Source organism: Rubrivivax gelatinosus (assembly GCF_016583785.1).
Lineage (GTDB): Bacteria > Pseudomonadota > Gammaproteobacteria > Burkholderiales > Burkholderiaceae_C > Rubrivivax > Rubrivivax gelatinosus_B.
Genome location: NZ_NRRU01000006.1, coordinates 1 through 25323 on the forward strand (window position 1 = coordinate 1; position 25323 = coordinate 25323).

The 25323-nt window shown below is 69.5% G+C and carries 22 protein-coding genes and 1 other RNA gene; 11 read left to right on the forward strand and 12 right to left on the reverse strand.

From position 1 onward, the window contains the following. Window positions 1-1520, reverse strand: a 1520-nt coding sequence (gene dnaX / locus CKO43_RS02755) for a DNA polymerase III subunit gamma/tau (protein WP_200377767.1), incomplete at its 3' end; no start/stop codon positions are given. Between the two features lie 41 nt (window positions 1521-1561). On the opposite strand from dnaX, the gene CKO43_RS02760 reads away from it, so the two are divergent. The 6 genes from CKO43_RS02760 (at window position 1562) to CKO43_RS02785 (ending at window position 7318) form a co-directional block, all read left to right on the forward strand. Further along, entirely contained in the window at window positions 1562-2677 is a 1116-nt protein-coding gene (locus CKO43_RS02760) for an AIR synthase-related protein (protein WP_200377768.1), read from the forward strand. A gap of 51 nt (window positions 2678-2728) precedes the next feature. Continuing rightward, window positions 2729-2826, forward strand: an RNA gene (ffs, locus tag CKO43_RS02765) — signal recognition particle sRNA small type. 228 nt (window positions 2827-3054) lie between these two features. Beyond that, on the forward strand, window positions 3055-3573 hold the full coding sequence (locus CKO43_RS02770; protein ID WP_242477795.1) for a porin family protein: 519 nt from the start codon (window positions 3055-3057) through the stop codon (window positions 3571-3573). A gap of 140 nt (window positions 3574-3713) precedes the next feature. Continuing rightward, window positions 3714-4442 carry a LytR/AlgR family response regulator transcription factor gene (locus CKO43_RS02775; protein WP_200377769.1) on the forward strand — a complete coding sequence of 243 codons (729 nt, stop codon included), beginning with the start codon at window positions 3714-3716 and terminating at the stop codon, window positions 4440-4442. Further along, on the forward strand, window positions 4439-5725 hold the full coding sequence (locus CKO43_RS02780; protein ID WP_200377770.1) for a GHKL domain-containing protein: 1287 nt from the start codon (window positions 4439-4441) through the stop codon (window positions 5723-5725). The genes CKO43_RS02775 and CKO43_RS02780 overlap by 4 nt, the downstream gene beginning before the upstream one ends. A gap of 270 nt (window positions 5726-5995) precedes the next feature. Beyond that, a complete protein-coding gene (locus CKO43_RS02785) occupies window positions 5996-7318 on the forward strand; it encodes a metallophosphoesterase (protein WP_207184837.1) in 1323 nt (440 codons plus the stop codon). A gap of 49 nt (window positions 7319-7367) precedes the next feature. On the opposite strand, the gene CKO43_RS02790 is transcribed toward CKO43_RS02785, so the two are convergent. Then, window positions 7368-9743: a protein kinase domain-containing protein gene (locus CKO43_RS02790; protein WP_200226518.1), complete on the reverse strand. Its 2376-nt coding sequence runs from the start codon at window positions 9741-9743 to the stop codon at window positions 7368-7370. Next, on the reverse strand, window positions 9740-11485 hold the full coding sequence (locus CKO43_RS02795) for an HDOD domain-containing protein (protein WP_207184838.1): 1746 nt from the start codon (window positions 11483-11485) through the stop codon (window positions 9740-9742). The genes CKO43_RS02790 and CKO43_RS02795 overlap by 4 nt, the downstream gene beginning before the upstream one ends. A 231-nt stretch (window positions 11486-11716) precedes the next feature. Between CKO43_RS02795 and trxA the strand changes: the two genes are divergently transcribed. From trxA to CKO43_RS02815, 4 genes are all read left to right on the forward strand, one after another. After that, on the forward strand, window positions 11717-12046 hold the full coding sequence (gene trxA, locus CKO43_RS02800) for a thioredoxin TrxA (protein ID WP_200226517.1): 330 nt from the start codon (window positions 11717-11719) through the stop codon (window positions 12044-12046). Window positions 12047-12250: 204 nt separating this feature from the next. Further along, window positions 12251-13516 carry a transcription termination factor Rho gene (rho, locus tag CKO43_RS02805; protein WP_200226516.1) on the forward strand — a complete coding sequence of 422 codons (1266 nt, stop codon included), beginning with the start codon at window positions 12251-12253 and terminating at the stop codon, window positions 13514-13516. Window positions 13517-13668: 152 nt separating this feature from the next. Then, on the forward strand, window positions 13669-13929 hold the full coding sequence (locus CKO43_RS02810) for a type B 50S ribosomal protein L31 (RefSeq protein WP_200226515.1): 261 nt from the start codon (window positions 13669-13671) through the stop codon (window positions 13927-13929). Window positions 13930-14028: 99 nt separating this feature from the next. Then, window positions 14029-15726: a hypothetical protein gene (locus CKO43_RS02815; protein ID WP_200377771.1), complete on the forward strand. Its 1698-nt coding sequence runs from the start codon at window positions 14029-14031 to the stop codon at window positions 15724-15726. Here CKO43_RS02815 and phoR read toward each other — a convergent pair. From phoR to pstS, 7 genes are all read right to left on the reverse strand, one after another. After that, window positions 15684-17027: a phosphate regulon sensor histidine kinase PhoR gene (gene phoR / locus CKO43_RS02820; RefSeq protein WP_200226513.1), complete on the reverse strand. Its 1344-nt coding sequence runs from the start codon at window positions 17025-17027 to the stop codon at window positions 15684-15686. The genes CKO43_RS02815 and phoR overlap by 43 nt on opposite strands. A 13-nt stretch (window positions 17028-17040) precedes the next feature. Next, window positions 17041-17754 (reverse strand): phosphate regulon transcriptional regulator PhoB, encoded by a 714-nt coding sequence (gene phoB, locus CKO43_RS02825; protein ID WP_200226512.1) that lies wholly within the window; start codon window positions 17752-17754, stop codon window positions 17041-17043. A gap of 19 nt (window positions 17755-17773) precedes the next feature. Next, window positions 17774-18481: a phosphate signaling complex protein PhoU gene (gene phoU / locus CKO43_RS02830; RefSeq protein ID WP_200226511.1), complete on the reverse strand. Its 708-nt coding sequence runs from the start codon at window positions 18479-18481 to the stop codon at window positions 17774-17776. Window positions 18482-18505: 24 nt separating this feature from the next. Next, a complete protein-coding gene (pstB, locus tag CKO43_RS02835) occupies window positions 18506-19291 on the reverse strand; it encodes a phosphate ABC transporter ATP-binding protein PstB (protein WP_200226510.1) in 786 nt (261 codons plus the stop codon). Between the two features lie 14 nt (window positions 19292-19305). After that, window positions 19306-20175 (reverse strand): phosphate ABC transporter permease PstA, encoded by an 870-nt coding sequence (gene pstA, locus CKO43_RS02840; protein WP_200226509.1) that lies wholly within the window; start codon window positions 20173-20175, stop codon window positions 19306-19308. Then, on the reverse strand, window positions 20172-21149 hold the full coding sequence (gene pstC / locus CKO43_RS02845) for a phosphate ABC transporter permease PstC (protein WP_200226508.1): 978 nt from the start codon (window positions 21147-21149) through the stop codon (window positions 20172-20174). The genes pstA and pstC overlap by 4 nt, the downstream gene beginning before the upstream one ends. A gap of 88 nt (window positions 21150-21237) precedes the next feature. Next, window positions 21238-22278 carry a phosphate ABC transporter substrate-binding protein PstS gene (pstS, locus tag CKO43_RS02850; RefSeq protein WP_200226506.1) on the reverse strand — a complete coding sequence of 347 codons (1041 nt, stop codon included), beginning with the start codon at window positions 22276-22278 and terminating at the stop codon, window positions 21238-21240. 196 nt (window positions 22279-22474) lie between these two features. Between pstS and CKO43_RS02855 the strand changes: the two genes are divergently transcribed. Next, window positions 22475-22966, forward strand: coding sequence for a fasciclin domain-containing protein (locus CKO43_RS02855; protein ID WP_200226505.1), 492 nt, complete (start codon window positions 22475-22477; stop codon window positions 22964-22966). Window positions 22967-23063: 97 nt separating this feature from the next. Here CKO43_RS02855 and glmM read toward each other — a convergent pair whose 3' ends face one another. Next, complete coding sequence (gene glmM, locus CKO43_RS02860; RefSeq protein WP_200226504.1) at window positions 23064-24398, reverse strand: phosphoglucosamine mutase; 1335 nt, start codon at window positions 24396-24398, stop codon at window positions 23064-23066. A 63-nt stretch (window positions 24399-24461) separates the two neighbouring features. Beyond that, window positions 24462-25310, reverse strand: coding sequence for a dihydropteroate synthase (folP, locus tag CKO43_RS02865; protein WP_200377772.1), 849 nt, complete (start codon window positions 25308-25310; stop codon window positions 24462-24464). Between the last annotated feature and the right edge of the window lie 13 nt (window positions 25311-25323).

A 25323-nucleotide genomic window follows, 5' to 3' on the forward strand; every position in this document is an offset into this window, starting at 1 on the left:
GGATCGCGCTCGACCGGCGCCGCCGCGCGCGGCGCGGCAGGCACCGAGGCGGCGAACTCGGCCTCCGGCGGCGGTTCGTCGTCCATCCACGGCGGCGGGCCGTCGTCCCAGGGAGCCGGGGCGGGCGTCGCAGGGGCAGGCGTCGCCGGCGCGGGTTCGGCGGCCGGTGCGGCAGCAGGCGTCGGCCGTGCAGCCGGACGTTCGGCAACCGGGGCCGATGGCGGGCGGACGGCAGGCTGGGGCGGCCGGGCTGCTTTCGGCGTTTCCACCGGCGCCGGGCGCGGCGCGGCGGCGGCGGACGCTGCCGGGGCAGCAACCGGCACCGCCTTCGGCGTCACCGGCAAGCTCATCGCCGGCGGCGAAGGCGCCCGCAGCGGAGCCGAACGCGGCGCCTCGCGCGCCGGGCCACCACGCGGCCCGCCTTCGGGCGGGAAGGCCAGCAGGCGCAGCAGCACCATCGTCAGCGCGCCGTACTCGTCGCTCATCAGCGAGAGCTCGGCGCGGCCCTGCAGCACGATGCTGTAGAGCAGCTGGGTCTCGTCGGCCGGCAGCACGCCGGCGATCGTGCGCGCGTCCTCGGTGTCCGGGTCCTGGGTGTCGAGCGCCCCCGGCACCGCCTGCTCGACGGCCATCTGCTGCAGCAGCATCGCCATCTCCTCGAGCGTGGCGCTCGCCGACAGGCCCGCCGCACGCAGCGCGTCGACGCTGGCCAGCACCGAGGCGCCGTCGCGCTGCGCCAGCGCCTCGATCAGGCGGCGTGCATGGCCGCGGTCGACGGTGCCCAGCATGCCGCGCACCACGGCTTCGTCGACGCGGCCGCCGCCGTAGGCGATGGCCTGGTCGGTGAGCGAGAGCGCGTCGCGCATCGAGCCGCGCGCGGCGCGCGACAACAGCCGCAGCGAGGGCTCGTCGTGCGCCACGTGTTCGGCCGCGAGCACGTGCTGCAGGTGTTCGTACACCGTCTGCGGCGCCATCGGCCGCAGGTTGAACTGCAGGCAGCGCGACAGCACCGTCGGCAGCATCTTGTCGGGGTCGGTCGTCGCGAGCACGAACTTCAGGTACTCGGGCGGCTCCTCCAGCGTCTTCAGCAGCGCGTTGAAGGCGTCCTTGGTGAGCTGGTGCGCCTCGTCGATCATGAAGACCTTGAAGCGGCCGATGCCGGGCTTGTAGGCGGCGCGCTCGATCAGGTCGCGGATCTCGTCGATGCTGCGGTTGCTGGCGGCGTCGAGCTCGATGTAGTCGATGTAGCGGTCGCCGTCGATCTCGGTGCAGGCGCTGCAGACGCCGCAGGGATGCGCGGTGATGCCGCCCTGGCCGTCGGGCCCGGTGCAGTTCAGGCTCTTGGCGAGGATGCGCGAGACCGTGGTCTTGCCGATGCCGCGTGTGCCGGTGAACAGGTAGGCGTGGTGCAGGCGCTGCTGCTCGAGCGCGTTGCTCAGCGCGCGCACGACGTGCTCCTGGCCGACCATCTGGTCGAAGCTGCGGGGGCGGTACTTGCGCGCGAGGACGACGTAGCTCATGTGCGGGGCATTCTACGGGCGGGGGGCGATAATCCCGGCCCATGCAAGCACCCGCCTCCACCCCGCTGAGCTATGAACAGTCGGGCGTCGTCTACGACCTCATCGACCCCCTGAAGGTGGCCGCGCAGCGCGCCGCCGCCGCCACCGCCGGGCATCTGGCCGGACATGGCTTCACCGAAGTGAAGGCCTCGCGCGGGGAATCCGCCTACGTCGTCGACGTCGGCCCGTTCTACCTCGCCAGCATCGTCGAATGCCTGGGCAGCAAGGCCCTCGTCGCCGACGAGATGCAGCGCCTGACCGGGCGCAGCTTCTACGCCTCGATCGCCCAGGACACGATCGCGATGGCGGTCAACGACCTGATCACCGTCGGCGCCACGCCGCTGGTGGTGCAGGCCTACTGGGCCGCCGGTGGCAGCGACTGGTTCGCCGACGCCGAACGCGCCCAGGCCCTGGTGGCGGGCTGGAAGGCGGCCTGCGACACCTGCCGCGTCGCCTGGGGCGGCGGCGAGACGCCGGCGCTGGCCGGCATCGTCGAGAGCGGCCGCATCGACCTCGCAGCGTCGTGCACCGGCATCGTCAGCCCGAAGACGCGGCTGTCGCTGGGCGACGAACTGGAGCCGGGCAACGCCATCGTGCTGCTGGCTTCCAGCGGCATCCACGCCAACGGCCTGAGCCTGGCGCGCAAGCTGGTCGAGCGCCTGCCGCAGGGCTACCTCACCGAGGTCGAACCGGGCCTGACTTACGGCGAGGCGCTGCTGGCGCCGACGACGCTGTATTCGCCGGTGACCGAAGCGCTGGCCGCCGCCGGCGTGCGCGTGCGCTACGCCGCCAACATCACCGGCCACGGCTGGCGCAAGCTGCTGCGCCACCCGGGCACCTTCACCTACCGCATCGTCGCGGTGCCACCGGTGACGCCGGTGCTGGGCTTCATCCAGCAGCACGCCGGCCAGGACGACGCCGAGGCCTACGGCACGCTGAACATGGGCGCGGGTTTCGCGCTCTACGTCGCCGCCGAGGACGCCGAGCGCACCGTCGAGATCGCCCGCGCCCAGGGCGTCGAGGCCCTCGTCGCCGGCCGCGTCGAAGCCGGCCCCAAGCGCCTGATCGTCGAGCCGCTGGGCATCGAATGGGGCGACGACGCGCTGCAGCTGCGCTGAGCGCCCCGGCCGGCGCCGGGGACACCCGGCGCTGCGGCTAGAATCGTCGGCGACGGGCCTCCCCGCATGGGAGCGCGCCCAACCGGGTCAGGTGGGGAACCAAGCAGCCCTAAGCGTTGCAACCAGTGCCGGGGGTAAGGCTCGTCACCCTCCCGTCTTCATCTCTTGCTCCTGCACGCGCCGCCCGGCGCCTTCGTGCTGCGTCGGCGGAGACTCGAACCCTTTCTGATCCCGCGCAAACGGCCAACGGCGTTGCGTTGCAAATCGCCCATGGCGCATTGACGCTGGCTGTTTCGCTATGTAGCTTTGCTCTCCTGCTCGGCATTCCTAGACCGCGCAGATAGCAAAACCACAGGGAAACAATGAAGAAGATCGCAATGATCGCCGCCGCCGTTCTGGCCTGCGGCGCCGCGCAAGCCCAAACGAATGCGTCGCCCATTTACGGCGAAATCGGCTACTCGCTGCTGACTGCCGACGTCGCCGGCACGGACTTCGACCTCGGCGCCGTTCGCGCCATCCTCGGCTACGACGTGCATCCGAACGTCGCCATCGAAGCGATGTTCGCCGTTGGCACCAGCGACGACTCGCTGAGCTCGGGCGGCGACACGTTCAAGATCAAGCTGCAGCACAGCTATGGCCTGTACCTCAAGCCGAAGGTCGAAGTCGCCGACGGCCTGGAGCTGTTCGGGCGTATCGGCTATGTGGAGAGCAAGCTGAAGGCGACGCTGGTCGGCTACGGCAGCGCCACCAACAGCGACAACGACGTCTCGTTCGGCGTCGGCGCCAAGTACGCCTTCTCGAAGAGCATGTACGGCGTCATCGATTACATGCGCTATTACAACAAGGACGACATCAAGGTCGACGGCTTCACGCTGGGCTTCGGCTACAGGTTCTGAAGCATCGCCACGTCCCCGACGTGAAAAGGCCCGCCCTGGCGGGCCTTTTTGTTTCCAGCGCCGCAAGGCGTCTCGGTCGGGCACCGGCGCAATAATCCGCGGCATCACCCTTGCCTCCTGATGCACGACGCAACCCACCGATGATTCGCATCGCCATTTGCGACGACTTGCCGGATGAACTCCAGAGACTCGCCTCGCTGACCGCCCAGTACCTGAGCAAGCAAGGGGTCGACGCCGAGGTCACGGCATTCGCCGACGCCGATGCGCTGCTCGGCGCGACCCGGACGAGGAACTTCCACCTCTACCTGCTGGACATCGTCATGCCGATGATCAGCGGCCTGGAACTCGGCCAGGAGATCCGCCGCGTCGACCGCGAGGCGCAGATCGTCTACACGACGAGCGAACCGCAGTTCGCGCTGCGCGCCTATGCCGTGAACCCGCTGGGCTATCTCGTCAAACCGATAGCCGAGGCGCAGTTCTTCGAAACCCTGGCACTGGCCGTCGCCAAGGCCGACGTCGACGACGACAGGACCTTCGCGGTCAAGACCGCCGACGGCCTGCGCGTGCTCCGGCTGGCCGACATCGCCTGCTGCGAGTACCACAACCATGCCGCCGTCTTCGGCCTCAAGGGCGGCGAGAAGGTGGCGAGCCGGAGCTTCCGCGAGAGTTTTTCCGAGTACTGCGCGCCGGCCTTCAACGACCGCCGCTTCGTGCAGTGCCACGCCGCCTTCGTCGTCAACATACGGCACGTCGAGCGTTTCTCGAAGGACAGCTTCACGCTGCCCGGCGGCAAGCTCGTGCCGATCGCCGAGAAACGCTACCCGGCGGTGCGCGACGCCTACCTGGACTATCTGGCGGGCCGCCCGTGAGCGAGCATTTCCCCGACCTGCTGCGGGCACTCGTCACCGACCTGATGCTGATACTGCTGCTGTGCACGATGGCGATGCCGAAGTATCGCGCCAAGATAATCTATGTCGCAGCGACCGCGGTGATCCTCGTCGCCAACCTCGGCGCGAACTACTATTTCTATCGTGCCGGCGACTACACCGCGGTCTTCTACGTCGACCTGGCGATGCTGCTCGTGATCGGCATCGCGCTGAAACCGCTGTTCGCCGACGGCATCATGCAGTGGTGTTTCAGCTACATCACGATGATCAACATCTATGCCGCCATCGTCTTCCTCAGTTATTACTTCCGGGCAGCATTTCCCGATCCGGCATACGGCAACACCTTTCTCCGCCTGATTCTTTTCGCGGCGGTCATCCTGGCATTCCGCCGCTGGGTTTCGAAGCTGTACCGCCAGGTCCTGGACTACTGGCACATCTACATCCTGCCGGCGTCCGCGCTGCTGCTGTGTTTCCTCGGGCACTTCTTCGGCGGTGACATCCAGCAGATGCTGACGGCCAACGACTCGCCGCTGCTCTATCTGACGCTGCTCGGCCTGTCGATCTACGTCGCCATCGTCCACTCGTTGCAGACGCTCACCCGGCAGTATCGGCTGCGCGAGCAGAACCTCGCCGTCGAGGCCCAGCGCGAGTACCTGCAACTCGCGACGACGGGGATGGCGGCGCGGCTGCAGCTGATGGAAGCGGCGTCGACGCAGAACAGCCGCGCGGCCCACGACCGCCGGCACTTCAACCGCGTCCTGTCGGGGCTGCTGGAACGCGGGCAGACCGCCGAGGCGGAGGCCCTGCTGCAGCGCGACGACCGGGCCGGCCCCGAGCTCGCCCAGGTGTTCTGCGAGAACCCGGTGGTGAATGCCGCGGTGGCGCACTACGCCGGCCTCGCCGAGCAGGCAGGCATCCGCACGCGGATCGAACTGGACATCCCGGCCGAACTGAAGGTCGACGCGCTGGAACTGTCCATGGTGGTAGCCAACCTGCTGGAGAACGCCGTGCACGCCTGCACGCGCCTGTCCCGGGAGAGCCAGCCCGCCATCCGCTTCATCTGCCGCAACGCCGGGCGGCTGCTGCTGGAGATGGAGAACAGCTGCGGCGCCGACGCGAAGCTCGACGCGGTCGGCCAGCCGGCCGCGCGCGCCCAGGGCCGCGGCATCGGCAGCAGGAGCGTCGCAGCGTTCGCCCGGAAGTACGACGCGGAATTGCTGTACCGGATCGAAGCCGGCTCCTTCCGGGTGCGCCTGCTGGTCTAGCGGGCGCACCCGGGATTTGCCCCAGCGCAAATCGCGCAGACCTCCGGCAAAGATAGCCGTAGAACCCGAGAAATATTACCGGAGAGACACTCCCAGGGCCTGCCGAGGCGGCTTGCGAAATACCGCCAGCGATTCTCACCGGCGCCTCCCGCGAAACGCTTTCACGTGCAAAAGTGCGCCGCTTGAGTGCAACAAAGAAATCGTTGAAACCGAGCGCTACGATTTGGACCAGAAATTTACAAGACAACATCCGGTTGTCGGAGGTCCAAAATGTCTGTCTCGCGCAGAAACTTCATCAAGACGCTGGGCGCTGGTGCCGGCACGTGTATTACGACGCTGAACCTTGCCGGCTGCTGGGACAGCGGCTCGGACCCGACGTCCGACGCCGCGCCGCTGTGGGCCGCCGGCGCCACCCGCAACAAGATCGTCGTCATCAGCGACCTGCACCTCGGCATCGAAGACCGTTATACCGAGAACCTGAACAACCGGCCGCTGCTGATCAAGTTCCTGCAAAGCCTGCAGAACACCACCGACGTGCGCGAACTGGTGATCGCGGGCGATTTCCTGGACGAGTGGTTCCTGCCCGTCGATTACCCCGCCCACAGCGACCAGACCCGGTTCTACAAGGACGTGATCGCGAACAACCAGAGCGTGATCCGGGAGCTGAACTACGTGATCGCCAGCGGCATCAAGCTGGTCTACGTGCCGGGCAACCACGACCTGACGCTGGAAGCGAAGGTGCTGCAGGACGCGATTCCCCTGCTCGTCCAGGTGCGCGATGTCAAAGGGCTGGGCGCCTACTACACCGGCGACCGCAACGAGATCGTCATCGAGCACGGCCACCGCTACGACTTGTTCTCGGCGCCGGACACGGTGTCGAACGCCGCGCTGTGCGGCAACGACGACACGATCCTGCCCGCCGGCTACTTCTACGCGCGTTATGCCGCGACCTGGGTGCTCGAAGGCCGCCCGAGCGTGCCCAAGAACCTGCCGACGGTCACGACCATCCCCGACCCGTCCGACGTCGACCAGTACGGCGCCTACCTCTATCACTCGGTGCTGAGGGGCATCTCGATGCGGATGACGCCCTACGAGAGCGTGGACGCGAAGATCTTCGACATGCGCATCTGCGGGTTCAACGACCGCTACAGCTACCTGGATTTCTATCCGGCGCAGCAGGCGGACGGGACCATCACCGCGCCAATGCTCTTCCGCAACATCCAGCGCACCTGGGCCGAGCGCCAGGCGCTCAATCAGGTCAAGGTTCCGACCAGCTTCATCACGGCGATCGCCGGTGCCAGCGACTTCGAGGTCTTCTTCACCCAGGCCAAAGCGCAGTACCTGGAGAACCCCGCCGAGAACGTCGACGTGGTCGTCTTCGGCCACACCCACGTGCCGTCCTATCGGGCGCTGGCCAACGGCAAGGTCTACCTCAACTCCGGCACCTGGATCGACGACAACGTCGACTATCCGGACGCCGAGCGCACCTTTGCCGTCGTCACCACCGGCGCCAGCGCCAAGACCGCCGTCTTCAGCTTCGTGGCGGAAGGCACGGTGACCGACATCAGCGACAGCCTCGGTCGCGACGCCTAGCCGAAGGCCGCCAGGCGCGGTGCCGCAGCCGCGGGCCGCGCCGGCCGCTTCAGCCGCGCTGGCGGAACGCCATCACCGCCTGGTTGCGCAGCGTGCGCAGCAGCGACAGCTCCTTCTCGCCCAGCGCCGGGTTGCCGGCCAGCTGCTTGTCGGCGTAGATCAGCGCGAAGGTCGAGTTCTTGAGCGTCATCGGCAGCAGCAGGAACGACGGCGCGGCCACCTGCTCACGGTACCAGGCCGGCAGCCGCGCCGCGATGTTGGGCGCGGCGGCGTCGGCGATCAGCGTGTCCATGCCCTTGGCGCAGACGGCGGCGAACAGGTCGGGCGTCGCGCCGGGCCGCAGCGGCACACGGAAGGCGCGACTCACGGCCTCGACACCCTCGCCCAGGCCGAAGCGCCCGGTCAGCATCTCGGTCTTGGGGTCGCGCAGGCAGAAAACGACGCGGCGGAACTCGAGCGCACGGTACATGGTCTCGAGCACCATGCGCAGCACCTCGTTCAGGCGGAAGTCGTCGGCGACCATCGTGTTCGTGATGTCCTGGATGCCGGCGGCCAGCATGTCGGCCATCGCCCGCGGTTCGGCGGCGATGCGGCCGTTGGTGTCGACGGCGAGCGCGACGGTCTGGGCCTCCAGCTGCAGACCGCCCAGCGTGTCGGCCGCCGGCGCCTGCGCCTGCGCCTGGAGCAGGCGGCGCACGCGGGCGCCGCGTGCGGTCTGCAGGCCCATCGCCGGCACCAGCTCGGCCAGGCGCCCACGCGCCGTCTCGGCGGCCTTGACGATGTCGCGCGGCGCCACCGCCAGCGCCGCGGCGTAGCGGGCGCCGAGTTCGGCCAGGCGTTCGGCCAGCGCCTCGGGCTCGAGGAACAGCATCGCGTCGGCCATCTCGTTGCTCAAGCGCCCGAGCCAGCGCTGGCGTTCGACGCCGCGCTCGACGCTGCGCGCCGGGGCCTCGCCGACCGGCGCTCGCATCGTGCGCAGCAGCGTCTCGGGCAGGCCCCAGGAGCGCGCGATGCCGACACCGAGCTCCTCGAAGCCGATGCCCAGCACCCGCACCGACGCCGCCTCGTGCGCCGACGGCGACGCGTCGGGGCCGGCGAGCAGCGCCCGGATCTGCTCGGCCTCTTCGGGAAAGTAGTACTCGGTCAGCAGCCGGCCGAGGTTCTGGAACATCGAGCCGAGGAAGGTCTCCTCGCCCTCGCGTGCATTCGACGTCAGTTCGTCGGCCAGCGTGCCCGCCATCAGCGCGCGCAGGAACTCCTCCTTGAGCTGGCCGGCGTGCGCCTTGTCGCGCATGTGCTCGAGCAGCACCAGCGACATCGCCAGGTCGCGAACGGTGGCAAAGCCAACCAGCGCGACCGCACGCGACACCGTGTTGACGCTGCCGCCGGCGGCGCTGAAGTGCGCGGTGTTGACGACACGCAGCAGCTTGTTGGTGAGCGCGACGTCCTTCAGGATCTCCGAGGACAGCCGCGCCAGGCTCTCGGTCTCGGAGGCGGCGACCCGCTGGATGCGCACGACCGACTCCGACAGCGTCGGGAAGTCGCCCTTGTGGCGCATGCGCCGCAGCAGGAAGTCGAGCGTGCCGTGGCCGGCGGCCGCGGCGGGTTCGGCCTCGACCTCGGGGTCGAGCCAGCGCGTCAGCGCGGCGTGCAGTTCGGGCGCGCCCGCCGGGCGCAGCGCGGCGTCGCGTTCGAGCGCGCGCCGCACGATGCCGCGCAGCGTGTCCTCGACCGCCGCCGCCTCGGGGATGTCCAGGTCCTCGCGCTGCACGCGCTCGATCGCGCGGCGCGGGTCGCGCTCGGGCAGCAGCCGGGTGCCGCCCAGCATCTCGCCGAGCACGATGCCGGCGGAGAACACGTCCATCGCCGGCGTCGGCCGTTCGCCGCGCGCGGCCTCGGGCGACAGATAACCGGGCGTGCCGACGATGACGCCGCCGGCGTTGCCGGCATCGACGCGCGCGGCGATGCCGAAGTCCATCACGCGCGCTCGGCCGTCCTCGCCGAGCAGCACGTTCGAGGGCTTGAGGTCGCGGTGCACGATGCCCTGGGCGTGCGCGGCCGCGAGAGCGTCGAGGATGCCCAGCATCAGCGTCACCGCCTCGCGCGCCGGCAGCGCGCCGCGGGTGCGCAGGGTCTCGGCCAGCGTGCGGCCGGGCACGTACTCGAAGACGAAATACGGCTGCTGCCCATGGCGGTCGGCCTCGAACACCGGCACGACGTTGGGGTGCGTCAGGCGGCTGACGGCACGCGCCTCGTCCAGCCAGGCGTCGATGGCGGCGCCGTCGGTGCCGTCGTTGAGCAGCTTGAGCGCGACCTCACGGTCCAGCCGCGGGTCGTGCGCCAGCCAGACGCTGGCCTGGGCGCCGCGGCCGAGCTCGCGCCGCAGTTCGAAGCGGCCGACGTGGCCGCCGGGGGCGAGTTTCACGAAGCGGCTCCGGCGGTATTGCGGCTGGCGTCACCACGCGGCGCGGCCGCACGCCCGGCCGGGCGCTGCGACTCGTCGATGGCCTCCTGCAGCGACTTGGCCGAGAGCCCGAGCGCACGCCCGTAGCGCTGGGCGACGCGCTGCAGCACCGGCAGCGGCAGCGGGGCGCCGGCGTCGAGCAGGTCGACGACCTCGTTGCCGGCGCTGGCCACCTGGCGCAGCAGTTCGTTGTCGCCGTCGGCATGGCGCACCGGGGTTTCCAGCGGCACGCGCCGGATCATGTGCAACACCGTGTCGTCCAGCCCCCAGTGGCGTGCGACCGCGTGGCCCAGCGACTCGACGTCGATGCCGAGCACCGCGAACGACGCCGCCTGCTCGTTCATGCCCGGGTCGTCGCGCTCGGCGCCAGGGGCGGGCTGCATCAGGCGGCGGACCTGCTGCGCCTCCTCGGGAAAGTGGTAGTGCAGCACCAGGCGGCCCAGGTTCTGCAGCATCGCGATCAGCATCACGACCTCGGCGTCGTAACCCGCTGGCCGCAACGCCGCGGCGACGCGGCCGGCGCGTTTGACGCGCGCGATGAGCTGCAGCAGGTCGGTCGCGGCGTCGTCCGCCAGCGGACCGGGCCAGGGGCGCAGCGCGGTCGCGGCACGGCGTACGCCGTCGATGCCCAGCATCGCGATCGCCCGGCGCAGCGTCAGCACCGGCCCGCTGCCCGAGACCTGCACGCCGCGCACATGAGCGGTGTTGACGGCGCGCAGCAGCTCGAACGCGAGCGCCAGATCCTGCAGCGCGACCTCGGCGATCTCGTTGGTGCGCTGGCGCTCCATCGCGCCCAGCCGGTTCAGACGGCCGGCCGCGCCGGGCTGGGCCGGCAGCACGCCGGCCGCACGCAGGCGGTCGGACAGCAGCGCGAGCGCGCCGCCGCCGCCGGACTCGGCCTCGATCCAGCCTTCGAGTGCACGCGACAGCGTGCGCGCGGTGCGGTAGCGCTGGCGCTCCTGGCGGTCGGTGGCGCGGTTGACGATCGCGCGCAGCGGCTCCGGAATCAGGTTGGCCGTCGACCAGGGCAGGCGCACGAAATCGCGGCCCAGCGGCGGCAGGCGCTCGATGACGCGGCCGGTGTCGGCCTCGTCCAGCGCCGCCTGGCCCGACAGCGCCTGGTGCAGCAGCAGGCCGGCGGCGAGCACGTCGCGCTGCGCGGCGGCGCGCTGCGTGGCGAGCGTCGGCGCCTCGGCATCGAACGCGGACGCGACCTCCAGCCCGGCCAGGCGCACGCGGCCGTGGTCGTCGACGAGCGCCACGAAGCCCTGCGGGTCCTGGTGCGCGACCCCGGACTGGTGCGCGAACGCCAGGCCGCAGAGCAACTGCACCAAGACCGAGGCGCACTCGGAAGGCGGCAGCCCCTGGCTGCCCAGGCGTTCGGAGAGCGGCGCCGAGTCGGCGAGTTCGTAGGCGACGTAGGGCCAGCCGTCCTGCACGCCGATGTCGACCGCGACCGCGAGGTTGGGATGCTGCAGACGCGACGCACGCTGCACCGTCTCGGTCCAGCGTTCGAGCGCGAGCAGGCCGGCCGGCTGCGTGCGCGGCAGCACCAGCAGCAGGTCGCGCCCTTCGCGCGGCGCGACGAGCCAGGCCATCGAGCGTTCGCTCTTGCCGGCCAGCCGCAGCAATTGATAGGTGCCGAAGTAGCGCACCGCGCCAGCGCGCGGCAACGCCTCCGTGACCGGGACGGGGTTGGTCATGTGGCCGATTGGAACCTGAGGAAGGGTGTGACGAAATCCGGATCTGCCGCTGGAATCGGGCACAGTTCCCATTCGCGACAGCCGGCCTGTCGGCTATCGCGGCCATAGCCCGGCCCCGGGGCGGCAAAACAGGTGTTTGTGCCAGAATCCGGCGCCCGCCCACGCACATTTCGGTCCAGTGCCACGCCTGCGTCCGCTCGCGTGGCCCCGCGCGGCGCCCGGAGATCCCCCATGAGCAGCGAACTGATCAAGCACGTCACCGACGCGTCGTTTCCCAGCGACGTTCTCGAATCCGACAAGCCCGTCCTCGTCGATTACTGGGCCGAATGGTGCGGCCCTTGCAAGATGATCGCCCCGATTCTGGACGAACTCGCGCCGGCCTATGACGGACGGCTTCAGATCGCGAAGATGAACGTCGACGAAAACCGCGAAGTGCCGGCCAAGTTCGGCATCCGCGGCATCCCGACGCTGATGATTTTCAAGGGTGGCGCGCTCGCGGCGACCAAGGTCGGCGCTCTTTCCAAGGCGCAACTGTCGGCCTTCATCGACAGCCATCTATAATGCGGCCGATCGGCGCCTGAGCCACACGCTCGAAGGCGCCGACGGCACGCCCCCCGCCCCGCTGCTGGTCGGAAGGCCGGCCAGGGGGCCGGCCTTCCGACCAGCAGCGGCACGCGGGCCAGGCTCCCCCCCTTCAGCCTCTCGACGCCTCGGCGCCCTGCCCCGTATCCGGGCACGCGCCACGCGTGACCAGGGTCTCGACCCATGCATCTGTCCGAACTGAAAGCGCAGCACGTCTCCGAGCTCATCAAGATGGGCGAGGCGCTGGAAATCGAGAACGTCAGCCGCCTGCGCAAGCAGGAACTGATGTTCGCGATCATGAAAAAGCGCGCCAAGGCCGGTGAACAGGTCTTCGGCGACGGCGTGCTCGAAGTCCTGCCCGACGGCTTCGGCTTCCTGCGTTCGATCGAAGCCAGCTACATGGCCTCGACCGACGACATCTACCTGTCGCCGAGCCAGATCCGCCGCTTCAACCTGCACACCGGCGACATGGTCGAAGGCGAAGTGCGGGTGCCCAAAGACGGCGAGCGCTACTTCGCCCTCGTGAAGGTCGACCGTGTCAACGGCGTGACCCCGGAGGAGAGCAAGCACAAGATCATGTTCGAGAACTTGACGCCGCTCTTCCCGAAAGAGCAGTTCAAGCTCGAGCGTGACGGCCTCAAGGCCGAAGAGAACATCACCGGCCGCATCGTCGACCTGATCGCCCCGATCGGCAAAGGCCAGCGCGCGCTGCTCGTCGCCCAGCCGAAGACCGGCAAGACGGTGATGATGCAGCACCTGGCGCACGCGATGGTCGCCAACCATCCCGAGGTCCACCTGATCGTGCTGCTCGTCGACGAGCGGCCCGAAGAAGTGACCGAGATGCTGCGCACCGTGCGCGGCGAGGTCATCAGCTCGACCTTCGACGAACCCGCCGCGCGCCACGTGCAGGTCGCCGAGATGGTGATCGAGCGCGCCAAGCGCCTGGTGGAGCTGAAGAAGGACGTCGTGATCCTGCTGGACTCGATCACGCGCCTGGCCCGCGCCTACAACAACGTCCTGCCCTCGTCGGGCAAGGTGCTGACCGGCGGTGTCGACGCCAACGCGCTGCAGCGCCCGAAGCGCTTCTTCGGCGCCGCGCGCAACGTCGAGGAAGGCGGCTCGCTGACGATCATCGGCACCGCGCTGATCGACACCGGCAGCCGCATGGACGAGGTGATCTACGAAGAGTTCAAGGGCACCGGCAACTGCGAGATCCACCTGGATCGCCGCATGGCCGAAAAGCGTGTCTACCCGTCGATCCTGATCAACAAGTCGGGCACCCGCCGCGAAGAGCTGCTGCTGAAGCCGGAGATCCTGCAAAAGACCTGGATCCTGCGCAAGCTGCTCTATCCGATGGACGAGATCGAGGCAATGGAGTTCATCCTCGACAAGATGAAGGCGACGAAGAACAACCTCGACTTCTTCGACATGATGCGGCGCGGCGGCTGAAGCCCCGTCCATCACGCCTTGCGCGCTTCGTGCGCGCACCCGGGGCCCTGCGGGGCCCCGTTTCACGCTAGAATCAACGGTTTTTCCGCCACCGGGCAAGTGCGCTGGACGTTTTTCCGGCGTGGCTGCCACAGCTGCACCCAAGAGGCACCATGAAAGAAGGCATTCACCCGAACTACCGCGAGGTCTGCTTCCAGGACCTGTCCAACGGCTTCAAGTTCGTCACGCGCTCGTGCGTGCAGACGAAAGAGATGATCAAGCTGGACGACGGCCGTGAGCTGCCGCTGGTGAAGCTCGAAACGACGAGCGAGACCCATCCGTTCTACACCGGCACGCAAAAGAGCGTGGACAGCCTGGGCGGTCGCGTCGAGAAGTTCCGCAACAAGTTCGCCCGGGTCGGCCTCAAGAAGTGAGGCTCGGGCCCGCCGGGGTCGGTACGCCGGCCCCCGCTGGACAAGGCAGCCTCGGCTGCCTTTTCTTTTTTCCGCCTTCACGTTTTTAAGCGCGAACCGGTGAGCAGTCCCAACCCCGCCCTCGTCACGCAGCGTGGAGCCCGGCCTCTGCCGCGGCTGGCGCTGTTGATCTTCTGCGCCGCCTACGTGCTGCCCGGCGTGTTCCACCGCGACCCGTGGCGCAACGCGGACCTGGTGGCCTACGGGCTGATGGCGTCGATGGCCGAAGGCCGCACGCCCTGGCTCGCGCCGGCGCTCGGCGGCGTGCCGGCGGACGCCGCGCTGCTGCCGCACTGGCTGGGCGCGCTCGCGATCCAGTGGCTGGGGCCGCTGTTCGGCGACGGCGCCTTCGCCGCGCGCATTCCGTTCGCGCTGCTGCTGGGGCTGACGCTGGCGCTGGTCTGGTACACCACCTACTACCTCGCCCGCACGCAGGCAGCGCAGCCGGTGGCCTTCGCCTTCGGCGGCGAGGCCGACCCGGTGGACTACGCCCGCGCGATCGCCGACGGCGCGCTGCTGGCGCTGATCGCGACGCTGGGCCTGCTGCAGCTCGGCCACGAGACCACGCCCGAGCTCGGCCAGCTGGTCGGCGTGGGCCTGTTCATGCTGGCACTGGCGATCGCACCGTTCAGGCGCTGGCAGCCGCGCGTGGCCATCGTCGCAGCGCTGCTGATCCTGGCCGGCAGCGGCGCGCCCGCCACTGCGCTCGGCATCGGCCTGGGCGGCGTGCTCGTTTGTCAGCGTTCGGCCTACGAACGCGTGCGCGCCTTCGTGCCCTGGGTGGCCGCGGCGACGCTGGGCTCGGCAGCGCTGGCCGCCTGGCTGGGTGCCTGGCACTGGCGCGCCTCGTGGCCCGACGCCGAAGACGCGATCACGCTGGCGCGGCAATGGGCCTGGTTCCTGTGGCCGGCCTGGCCGCTGGGCCTGTGGACGCTGTGGCAGTGGCGGCGCCACCTGACGCACCGCCACATCTCGGTGCCGCTGGTGACCGTGGCCGTGGCGATGGCCGGCTGCATCGCGACCAACCTGAACGAACGCCTGCTGATGCTCGCGGTGCCGGGTTTGGCGGTGCTGGCGGCCTTCGCGCTGCCGACGCTCAAACGCGCCAGCTCGGCGGCAATCGACTGGTTCTCGATGTTCTTCTTCAGCATCTGCGCGATCACCATCTGGGTGGTCTACGTCGCGATGCAGACCGGCACGCCGGCCAAGCCGGCGGCCAACGTCGCGCGCCTGGTGCCGGGTTTCGTCGTCCAGTTCGAGCCGCTGGAGCTGGTGTTCGCGGCCGTGGGCACGCTGGCCTGGCTGTGGCTGCTGCGCTGGCGCACCGGCCGCCACCGCGAGGCGCTGTGGAAGAGCATGGTGATCCCGGCCGGCGGCGTCGCGCTGTGCTGGCTGCTGCTGATGACGCTGTGCCGGCCGCCGCTGGACTACGCCCGCAGCTCGCGCCCCGAGGTCGAACGCCTGCGCGCCTATGTCGCGCCGGGCAGCTGCATCGCAGCGCCTTCGGCGCCAGCCGTTGCGGTCGCGGCGCTGGAGGTCTTCGGGCCCTACCGCGTCGACGCCCGCACCGAACTCGCCGCCACCGGCTGCGAGAACCTGCTCTACCGCGTGCGCGGCAGCAAGCCGCCGCCGGCGCCGCCGGGCTGGGTGCATGTCGCGACGCTGCAGCGCATGCAGGACCGCGACCGCGGCGAGCGGCTGGCGCTGTACCGGCGTCAGGCAGCGCCGGCGGGCGCGGTCGACGCCGGGGCGCGCTGACGCAACCGCGCCGCCGGGAAGCCCAGCTTGAAACGCGAGCCTTTGCCGGGCTCGCTGGCGACGTCGATCTCGCCACCGTGGCGCTGCACCACGTGCTTGACGATGGACAGCCCCAGGCCGGTGCCGCCGGTGTCGCGCGAGCGGCTGCTGTCGACGCGGTAGAAACGTTCGGTCAGCCGCGAGAGGTGCTCGCGGGCGATGCCGACTCCGGTGTCGGAGACCTCGATGTCGGCGCCGCCGTCGTCGCGTTGGCGAAAGCGCAGCTCGATGCGCCCGCCTTCGGGCGTGTAGCGCACGGCGTTGCCGACGAGGTTGCCGATCGCACTCAGCAGCTCGGTCTCGCTGCCGGCGATCTCGGCGTCTTCGCCGCCGCTGGCCGTGATCTCGTGCCGGCCCGCCGACAGCGAACGGCCATCGGCCTGGGCACGCAGCAGCAGCGATGCCACCGGCCACCAGCGGTCGGGCGGTGGCCGCGGGCTGCCTTCGAGCTGCGCCAGCGTCAGCAGGTCCGACACCAGCGCCTGCATGCGGTCGGTCTGCTGCTCCATCAGCTTGAGCACACGCTCGCGTTCGACCGGGGTCAGCGGCAGCGAGGCCATGGTCTCGACGAAACCGGCCAGCACCGTCAGCGGCGTGCGGATCTCGTGCGAGACGTTGGCGACGAAGTCGCGCCGCATCGCGTCGGCACGCTCGCGCTCGGTGACGTCGAGCGACAGCACCAGGCGCAGGCCCTCGCCGTACTCGCGCACGATGACCGAGAAGCTGCGCCGGCCCAGCGGGTCGACCAGCGTCAGCGGCTCGTCGAAAGCGCCGGCCTGCAGGAAGGCGACGAAGGCCGGCTGGCGCACGAGGTTGGTGACGCGCTGGCGCCGGTCGCGCACCGGGTCCAGGCCGAAATGGTCGGCTGCCACCGAGTTGCACCACTCGATCTGGCCGCCGGCATCGAGCAGCATGACGCCATTGGGCGAGGCTTCGATCGCCGACAGGAACTGCTCCAGCCGCCCGCGCTCGCGTTCGATCTGGTGTTCGCGCTGGCGAAAACCGCGTTCGACGCGGTAACCGAGCTCGCCCCAGAAGCCGGTGTCGCGCGGCGCGGCGCCGGTCTGCTCGGTGCGCAGCCAGGCCAGCAGCCGCCGGCCACGCCAGCCGTCGACCGCGGCAGCCAGCGCCGCCAGCAGCGCGGCGCCGACGGGCGCGCCGGTCGTTGCATGACCCCAGGCGTGGCCGACCGCGTCGCCGAGCAGCGCGCCCAGGGCCGCGGCCAGCATCGCCCAGACGGCGCGCGACAGCAGTGCAGACATGAAAGAAGGCGGATCAGGCCGCCAGGCTGCCCAGTTGCTGCGTCATGCGGTAGCCGGCACCGCGCACGGTCTCGATCAGGGCCGAGCACTGCACCGGCCCCAGCGCCTCGCGCAGGCGCTTGACGTGCACGTCGACGGTGCGCTCCTCGATGAACACGTGGTCGCCCCAGACGCGGTCGAGCAGCTGGGCGCGGCTGTGCACGCGCTCCGGGTGCGTCATCAGGAAGTGCAGCAGGCGGAACTCGGTCGGCCCCATCTTCACTTCGCGCAGTTCGTCTTCGACGCGGCGCGTGACGCGGCGTGTCGCCGGGTCGAGCTTGAGCCCCGCGACCTCGACCGGGCTGTCCAGCGCCTCGGGCGCCTTGCGCCGCAGCACCGCGCGCATGCGCGCCAGCAGTTCCTTGGTCGAGAACGGCTTGGTGAGGTAGTCGTCGGCGCCGGCGTCGAGGCCGGCGATCTTGTCGGCCTCCTCGTTGCGCGCCGTCAGCATGATGATCGGGATGTCGCGCGTGCGCGCCTCGCCGCGCCAGCGGCGCGCGAGCTGCAGGCCGCTCTGGCCCGGCAGCATCCAGTCGACCAGCACCAGATCGGGCAGCACGCGGTCGACGGCCGCCTGCGCCTGGTCGGCGGTGGCGGCGATCGTGACCTCGTAACCGGCGTGGCGCAGGTTGATCGAGATGAGTTCGGCGATCGCCGATTCGTCTTCGACGACGAGTACGCTGCTCATCGTGCCTCCTGTTGTAGCGTCAGCGCACGACGTTCTCGACCGCCTCGACCGAGGTGTGTCGAACGTCCGTGCCCTTGACGACGTAGATGATGGCCTCGGCCAGGTTCTTCGCGTGGTCGCCGACACGCTCGATGGCCTTGGCGACGAAGATCAGGTCGATGCTCGAGGAGATCGTGCGCGGGTCTTCCATCATGTAGGTGATGAGCTTGCGCAGCAGGCCGTCGAACTCCTGGTCGATCTGGTCGTCCTGCTTGAGCACCTCGAGCGCACGCGCGGTGTCCAGGCGGGCGAAGGCGTCGAGCGCCTTGCGCAGCTGGGCCAGCGCGAGGTTGGCCTCGAAGTCCAGGTCCGTGACCGGCAGCCGCATGCGGCTGGAGACGCCGGTGTTGATCAGGCGCTGCACGGTGCGGGCGATGCGCGCGGCCTCGTCGCCGACACGTTCGAGGTTGCCGATGGTGCGGCTGACCGCGATCAGCAGCCGCAGGTCGCGCGCGGTGGGCTGGCGCCGGGCGATGATGGCCGACAGGTCGCGGTCGATCTCGACCTCGAACTGGTTGACGCGTTCCTCCTGCTGCAGCACCTGCGAGGCGGTCTCGCCGCTGAACTGGGTCAGCGCGTACAGCGCCTGCGCGACCTGGGATTCGACCAGGCCGCCCATCTCCAGCACACGGCTGGAGATGCCGCTCAGCTCGGCGTCGAACTGCGTCGAAAGGTGTTTGTCGGTCATGGGTTCCTTCCTCGACGCTGGAGGTCAGCCGAAGCGGCCGGTGATGTAGTCCTCGGTGTCCTTCTTCTTCGGCTTCATGAAGATGTCGGTCGTGGCACCGAATTCGACCAGATCGCCCAGGTACATGTAGGCGGTGTAGTCGGAGCAGCGGGCCGCCTGCTGCATGTTGTGGGTGACGATCATCACCGTGTAGTCGGCCTTGAGCTCGTGGATCAGCTCCTCGATCTTGCCGGTGGAGATCGGGTCCAGCGCCGAGCAGGGTTCGTCGAGCAGCAGCACCTCGGGCTTGATCGCGATGCCGCGCGCGATGCACAGCCGCTGCTGCTGGCCGCCGGACAGGCCCGCGCCGCTCTGGCCCAGCTTGTCCTTGACCTCGTTCCACAGCGCCGCCTTCTTCAGCGCCCACTCGACCCGCTCGTCCATCTCGACGCGCGGCAGCGACTCGAACAAGCGTACGCCGAAAGCGATGTTGTCGTAGATCGACATCGGGAACGGCGTCGGCTTCTGGAAGACCATGCCGACCTTGGCCCGGATCAGCGAGACGTCGGTACGGCTGTTCAGGATGTTCTCGCCGTCGAGCAGGATCTCGCCTTCGGCGCGCTGCTCGGGGTAGAGCTCGAACATGCGGTTGAAGGTGCGCAGCAGCGTGCTCTTGCCGCAGCCCGACGGACCGATGAAGGCCGTGACCTTGCGCTCGGGGATGTCGAGGTTGATGCGCTTCAACGCATGGAAGCTGCCGTAATAGAAGTTCAGATCCCGAACCGAGACCTTGACCTTCTCGGTGGTCGGCAGGTCGACATGACGATCCATCGCGGGTTACCGCCTTATTGCTTGTTGCGGAACAGCACGCGGGCGAGGATGTTCAGCCCGAGTACGCCCAGCGTGATGAGGAAGACGCCGGCCCATGCGAGCTTCTGCCAGTTCTCGTAGGGGCTCATCGCGAACTTGAAGATCGTCACCGGCAGGCTGGCCATCGGCTTGCTGATGTCCAGCGTGAAGAACTGGTTGGACAGCGCCGTGAACAGCAGCGGCGCGGTCTCGCCGGCGATGCGCGCCAGCGCCAGCAGCACGCCGGTGACGACGCCGGCCAGCGAGGCCTTGAGCGTCACCGTCGAGATCACCTTCCACTTCGGCGTGCCGAGTGCGTAGGCGGCCTCGCGCAGCGAGTTCGGGATCAGCCCGAGCATCGTCGCCGTGGTGCGCACGACGACCGGGATCACGATCAACGCCAGCGCCAGCACGCCAGCGAAGGCCGAGAAGCTCTTGGTGTGCGCGACCACCGCCGAGTAGACGAACAGGCCGATGACGATGGACGGTGCCGACAGCAGGATGTCGTTGATGAACTGCGTGGTGTTTCCGAGCCAGGAGCGCTGACCGTATTCGGCCAGGTAGATGCCGGCGAGCACGCCGATCGGCGTGCCGACGAAGGTCGCCAGCCCGACCATCACGAGCGAGCCGACGATGGCGTTGGCCAGCCCGCCGACTTCGGCCTGCGGCGGCGGCGTCGATTCGGTGAAGACCTGCAGCGCCAGCCCCGCCCAGCCCAGGCGCACGGTCTCGAACAGGATCCAGACCAGCCAGAAGACGCCGAAGGCCATTGCGGCCAGCGCCAGCGTCAGCGCGACCAGATTGACACGTTTGCGGCGGCGGTGCATCGCCAGCCGGCCGGCGCCGAAAGAGTCGGCGAGGCTCATGAACGGCTCCCTTCACCCTTGCGCAGGCGCATCAGCAGCAGCCGCGACAGGCTCAGAACGACGAAGGTGATCAGGAACAGCACCAGCCCCAGGTAGATCAGCGAGGCCTGGTGCAGGCCGGCTTCGGCCTCGGCGAACTCGTTGGCCAGTGCCGAGGTGATGCTGTTGGCGGCCTCGAACAGCGAAAGTGAATTCAGCTGGTTGAAGTTGCCGATGACGAAGGTGACGGCCATGGTCTCGCCGAGCGCACGCCCGAGGCCGAGCATGATGCCGCCGACGACGCCCGTCTTGGTGTAGGGCAGCACGACCTTCCAGACGACCTCCCAGGTCGTCGCGCCCAGGCCGTAGGCCGATTCCTTCAGCATCGGCGGCGTGACGTCGAAGACGTCGCGCATCGTCGCGGCGACGAAGGGGATCACCATGATCGCCAGGATGATGCCGGCCGACAGGATGCCGATGCCCACCGGCGGGCCGCTGAACAGCGCGCCGAGCACCGGCACCTCGCTGAACACGGCCTGCAGCGGGCCCTGGACATAGGTGGCGAGGATGGGGCCGAAGACCAGCAGGCCCCACATGCCGTAGACGATGGAGGGCACCGCAGCGAGCAGCTCGATCGCGATGCCCAGCGGCCGCTTCAGCCACTTGGGCGCCAGCTCGGTCAGGAACAGCGCGATGCCGAAGCTCACCGGCACCGCGATCAGCAGCGCGATCAGCGAAGTCGCCACCGTGCCGTAGATCATCACCAGGCCGCCGAACTTCTGCTGCACCGGGTCCCATTCCTTGGACCACAGGAAGCCGAGGCCGAACTCGTGGATCGCCGGCGCGGCGCCGATCAGCAGCGAGATGATGATGCCGGCCAGCAACGCCAGCGTCAGCAGTGCGGCGCCGTGTGCCAGCGCAGAGAAGAGTGCGTCGGCCCAGGGACCGTCCCGCCGCTTGCGCGGCGGCTGGCCCTTCGGGGCCGCTCGTGCCATGTCGCGATCCTGCTCGTAGGAAGTCGCGGGGAGTGTAGCGGCCAAGAGGTGCTCCGGTTCCGGGGTCAGACGCGCTCGGTGTGGCGCTTTACTTGAAGGCGACCGGCTTGCCGGCGCCGTCCTTCAGCTCGGCCGACCACTGCTTGCGGATCAGGTCCTTGACGGCGCCCGGCAGCGGCACGTAGTCCAGTTCCTCGGCCATCTTGTCGCCGCTGGTGTAGGCCCACTCGAAGAACTTCAGCGCCGCCGAGCCGCTGACCGGCTTGTCCTGCGCCTTGTGCATCAGGATGAAGGTGGCGCCGGTGATCGGCCAGCTGTCCTTGCCGGGCTGTTCGGTCAGAACCTGGTAGAAGCTCTTGGCCCATTCGGCGCCGGCGGCGGCGGCCTTGAAGGCGCTGTCGTCCGGGGCGACGAAGCTGCCGGCCTGGTTCTTCAGCAGCACATAGGACATCTTGTTCTGCTTGGCGTAGGCGTACTCGACGTAGCCGATCGAGTTCGGCAGGCGCTGCACGAAGGCCGAAACGCCTTCGTTGCCCTTGCCGCCGGCGCCGGTCGGCCAGTTCACGGCCGTGCCTTCGCCGACCTTGGCCTTCCACTCGGCGTTCACCTTGGACAGGTAGTTGGTGAACAGGAAGCTGGTGCCCGAGCCGTCGGCGCGGCGCACCGGGGCGATCTTGGCGTCAGGCAGCGCGACGCCGGGGTTCAGCGCGGCGATCGCCGGGTCGTTCCACTTCTGGACCTTGCCCAGGTAGATGTCACCCAGGACCTGGCCGGTGAGCTTCAACTGGCCCGGCTTGATGCCCGGAACGTTGACCACCGGCACGACGCCGCCGATCACGGTCGGGAACTGGATCAGGCCGTCCTTGGCCAGTTCGGCGTCCGACAGCGGCGCGTCGCTGGCGCCGAAGTCGACCGTCTTGCCGCGGATCTGGCGCAGGCCGGCGCCGGAGCCGACCGACTGGTAGTTGATGCGCACGCCGCTGGCCTTGTTGTAGGCATCGGCCCACTTGGCGTAGACGGGGGCGGGGAAGGAGGCGCCGGCGCCGGTCACGTCCTGCGCCCAGGCGAAGCTGGTGCCGAGCGCCATCGTGGCGGCCAGCGCGATACCGCGGGTAAGGTTCAGAGTCATCGAATGCACCTTGGGGTGGATGAGGAGAAGAGTCCTTCTGCTTCAAACAGGACTCTAGGAAGCAACCGTGACGGTGATGTGACACCCCCAGGGTCCGCTGTCACGAAGTTGAAGTCGTCACAACGCCGTCACCGGACCGTCACGAAGCCTGCCTAGCCTTGCGCCCGACGATTTCCCTTCAGACCGGAGACCTTTGATGACCCGTTACACCCGCCCTCTTCTCGGCGCCCTGGCCGTCACCGCCGCGGCCTGGCTCGCCGGCTGCGCCACCACCCCGGCACCGACGACGATCGCCGACACGGCCGCGCGCACGCCGCAGCTGTCGACGCTGAACCGCCTCATCCAGGAAGCCGGGATGGCCGATACGCTGCGTGCCGCCGGCCCCTACACCGTGTTCGCGCCCAGCGACGAGGCCTTCAAGGCGGTGCCGGCCAAGACCATGGCCGAGCTGTCGACGAACAAGGAACTGCTGAAGTCGGTTCTCGGCTACCACGTGCTGCCCGCCAAGCTGGCGCTGGCCGACGTCAAGGACGGCCAGGCGACGACGCTGCAGGGCGCCAAGGTGGCGGTGGCGCACGCCGGTGACTTCGTCACCGTCGACGAAGCGCTGGTGCAGACCGGCGACGTGCAGGCGACCAATGGCGTCGTGCACGTGATCGACCGCGTGCTGATGCCGCCGAAGAAATAAACCGGCGCGCCGCCCGCGGGCGGCATGAAAACGACACGAGCCGCGGGGGCGTTCGCCCACGCGGCTCGTGTCGCTGGTCAAACCGGGACCAGCAGCCTCAGCCGCGCACGGCGGCGGCGGCCAGCCGCTCGGCGCTGCGGCGGCCGAGTTCGGCGTCGCGCGCCTCGACCATCACGCGCAGCACCGGCTCGGTGCCCGAAGCGCGGATCAGCACCCGGCCGGCATCGCCGAGTTCACGCTCGACGGTCTCGCGCGTGTCCTGCAGCGCGGCGTTGCGTGTCCAGTCGCTGCCGTCGGGCAGGCGCACGTTGAGCAGCGTCTGCGGGAACAGGCGCACGCCTTCCAGCAGCGTCGCGAGCGGCTTGCCGTGGCGGCGCACCGCCTGCAGCACCTGCAGCGCGCTGACGATGCCGTCGCCGGTGGTGTGGCGGTCCAGCGCCAGCAGGTGGCCCGAGCCTTCGCCGCCGAGCTGCCAGCCACGCGCCAGCAGTTCTTCGAGCACGTAGCGGTCGCCGACCTTGGCGCGCACCATGGCCACGCCGAGCTGGCGCAGCGCCACTTCGACCGCCATGTTCGTCATCAGCGTGCCGACGACACCCGGCACCGGCCGGCCCTGAACCAGACGGTCGTTGGCCAGCACGTAGAGCAGCTCGTCGCCGTTGTAGAGCCGGCCGGCGGCGTCGACCATCAGCAGGCGGTCGGCGTCGCCGTCGAGCGCGATGCCGTAGTCGGCCCGGTGTTCGGCCACGGCCGCCACCAGGGCCTGGGGCGCGGTCGCGCCGACGCCGGAGTTGATGTTCAGGCCGTCGGGCTGACAGCCGATCTTCACGACCGTCGCGCCGAGTTCGTGGAAGACGTCGGGCGCGACGTGGTAGGCAGCGCCGTGGGCGGCGTCTATGACCAGCTTCAGGCCGCGCAGCGACAGGTTGTGCGGCACCGTGCTCTTGCAGAACTCGATGTAGCGGCCGCTGGCGTCGGCCAGGCGCCGGGCCTTGCCCAGGCCGGCCGAGTCGACCCACTGCGGCGGCTCGGCGAGTGCGGCCTCGACGTCGCGCTCCCATTCGTCGGGCAGCTTCTCGCCGGCGGCGGAGAAGAACTTGACGCCGTTGTCGGCGAACGGGTTGTGCGAGGCGCTGATGACGACGCCCAGGTCCAGCCGCAGCGCGCGCGTCAGATAGGCGACGCCGGGCGTGGGCAGCGGCCCGCTCATCACGACATCGACGCCGGCCGACGCGAAGCCGGCTTCCAGCGCCGACTCGATCATGTAACCCGAGATGCGCGTGTCCTTGCCGACCAGCACCGTCGGCCGCGGCGTCTGGCGACGCAGCACGCGGCCGACCGCGTGGCCCAGGCGCAGCATGAAGTCGGGCGTGATCGGGGCGCGACCGACCGTGCCACGGATGCCGTCGGTGCCGAAGTAGTTTCTGCTCATGACTGGATTGTCGCGGCTGCCGGCGCTGCGCTCGGCCCCCGCATCGATGGATTTTGTGGCGCCTCAGACGCGGCGCAGCGCCGCCACGGCCGACCAGAGCTTGAGCGCGTCGACGGTGGCCGCGACGTCGTGCACTCGCACGATCGCCGCGCCGCGTTCGACCGCCATCAGCGCCGCGGCGACGCTGGCCGCCGTGCGTTCGGCCACCGGCCGGCCGGTCACGGTGCCCAGCGTGGACTTGCGCGACCAGCCCAGCAGCAGCGGCAGGCCGTCGGCCAGCAGTTCACGCTGGCGCGCCATCAGTTCCAGGTTGTGCTCGGGCGTTTTCGCGAAGCCGATGCCGGGGTCCAGCGTGATGCGTTCGCGCGCGACGCCGGCGGCCTCGAGCACGGCGACCCGCTCGCGCAGGAAGCCGGCGACCTCGGCAACGACGTCGTCATAAACCGCCTCGGCCTGCATCGTGCCGGGCTCGCCGCGCATGTGCATCAGGCAGACGCCGGCGCTGGGGTGCTCCGCGACCGCCTCGACCGCACCCGGTCGGCGCAGCGCGCGCACGTCGTTGACGATGTCGGCGCCGGCCTCAAGCGCAGCACGCATCAGCTCGGGCCGGCTGGTGTCCACCGACACCGGCACGCCCAGCGTCACCGCGTGCCGCACCAGCGGCAGCACGCGCTCGAGTTCTTCGTCGAGCCCGGGCGCGCGCGAGCCCGGCCGCGTGGATTCGCCGCCGATGTCCAGGATGTCCGCACCCTCCTGCAGCAACTGCTCGCAGCGCGCACGCGCTGCGTCCAGGTCGACATAGCGCCCGCCGTCGGAGAACGAGTCAGGCGTGACGTTGACGATGGCCATCACGCGCGGGCGCGACAGCTCGATGCGAAAACGTGCGGTCTGCCAGATCGGGGTGTGAGCCATCGTCGTGATCGAG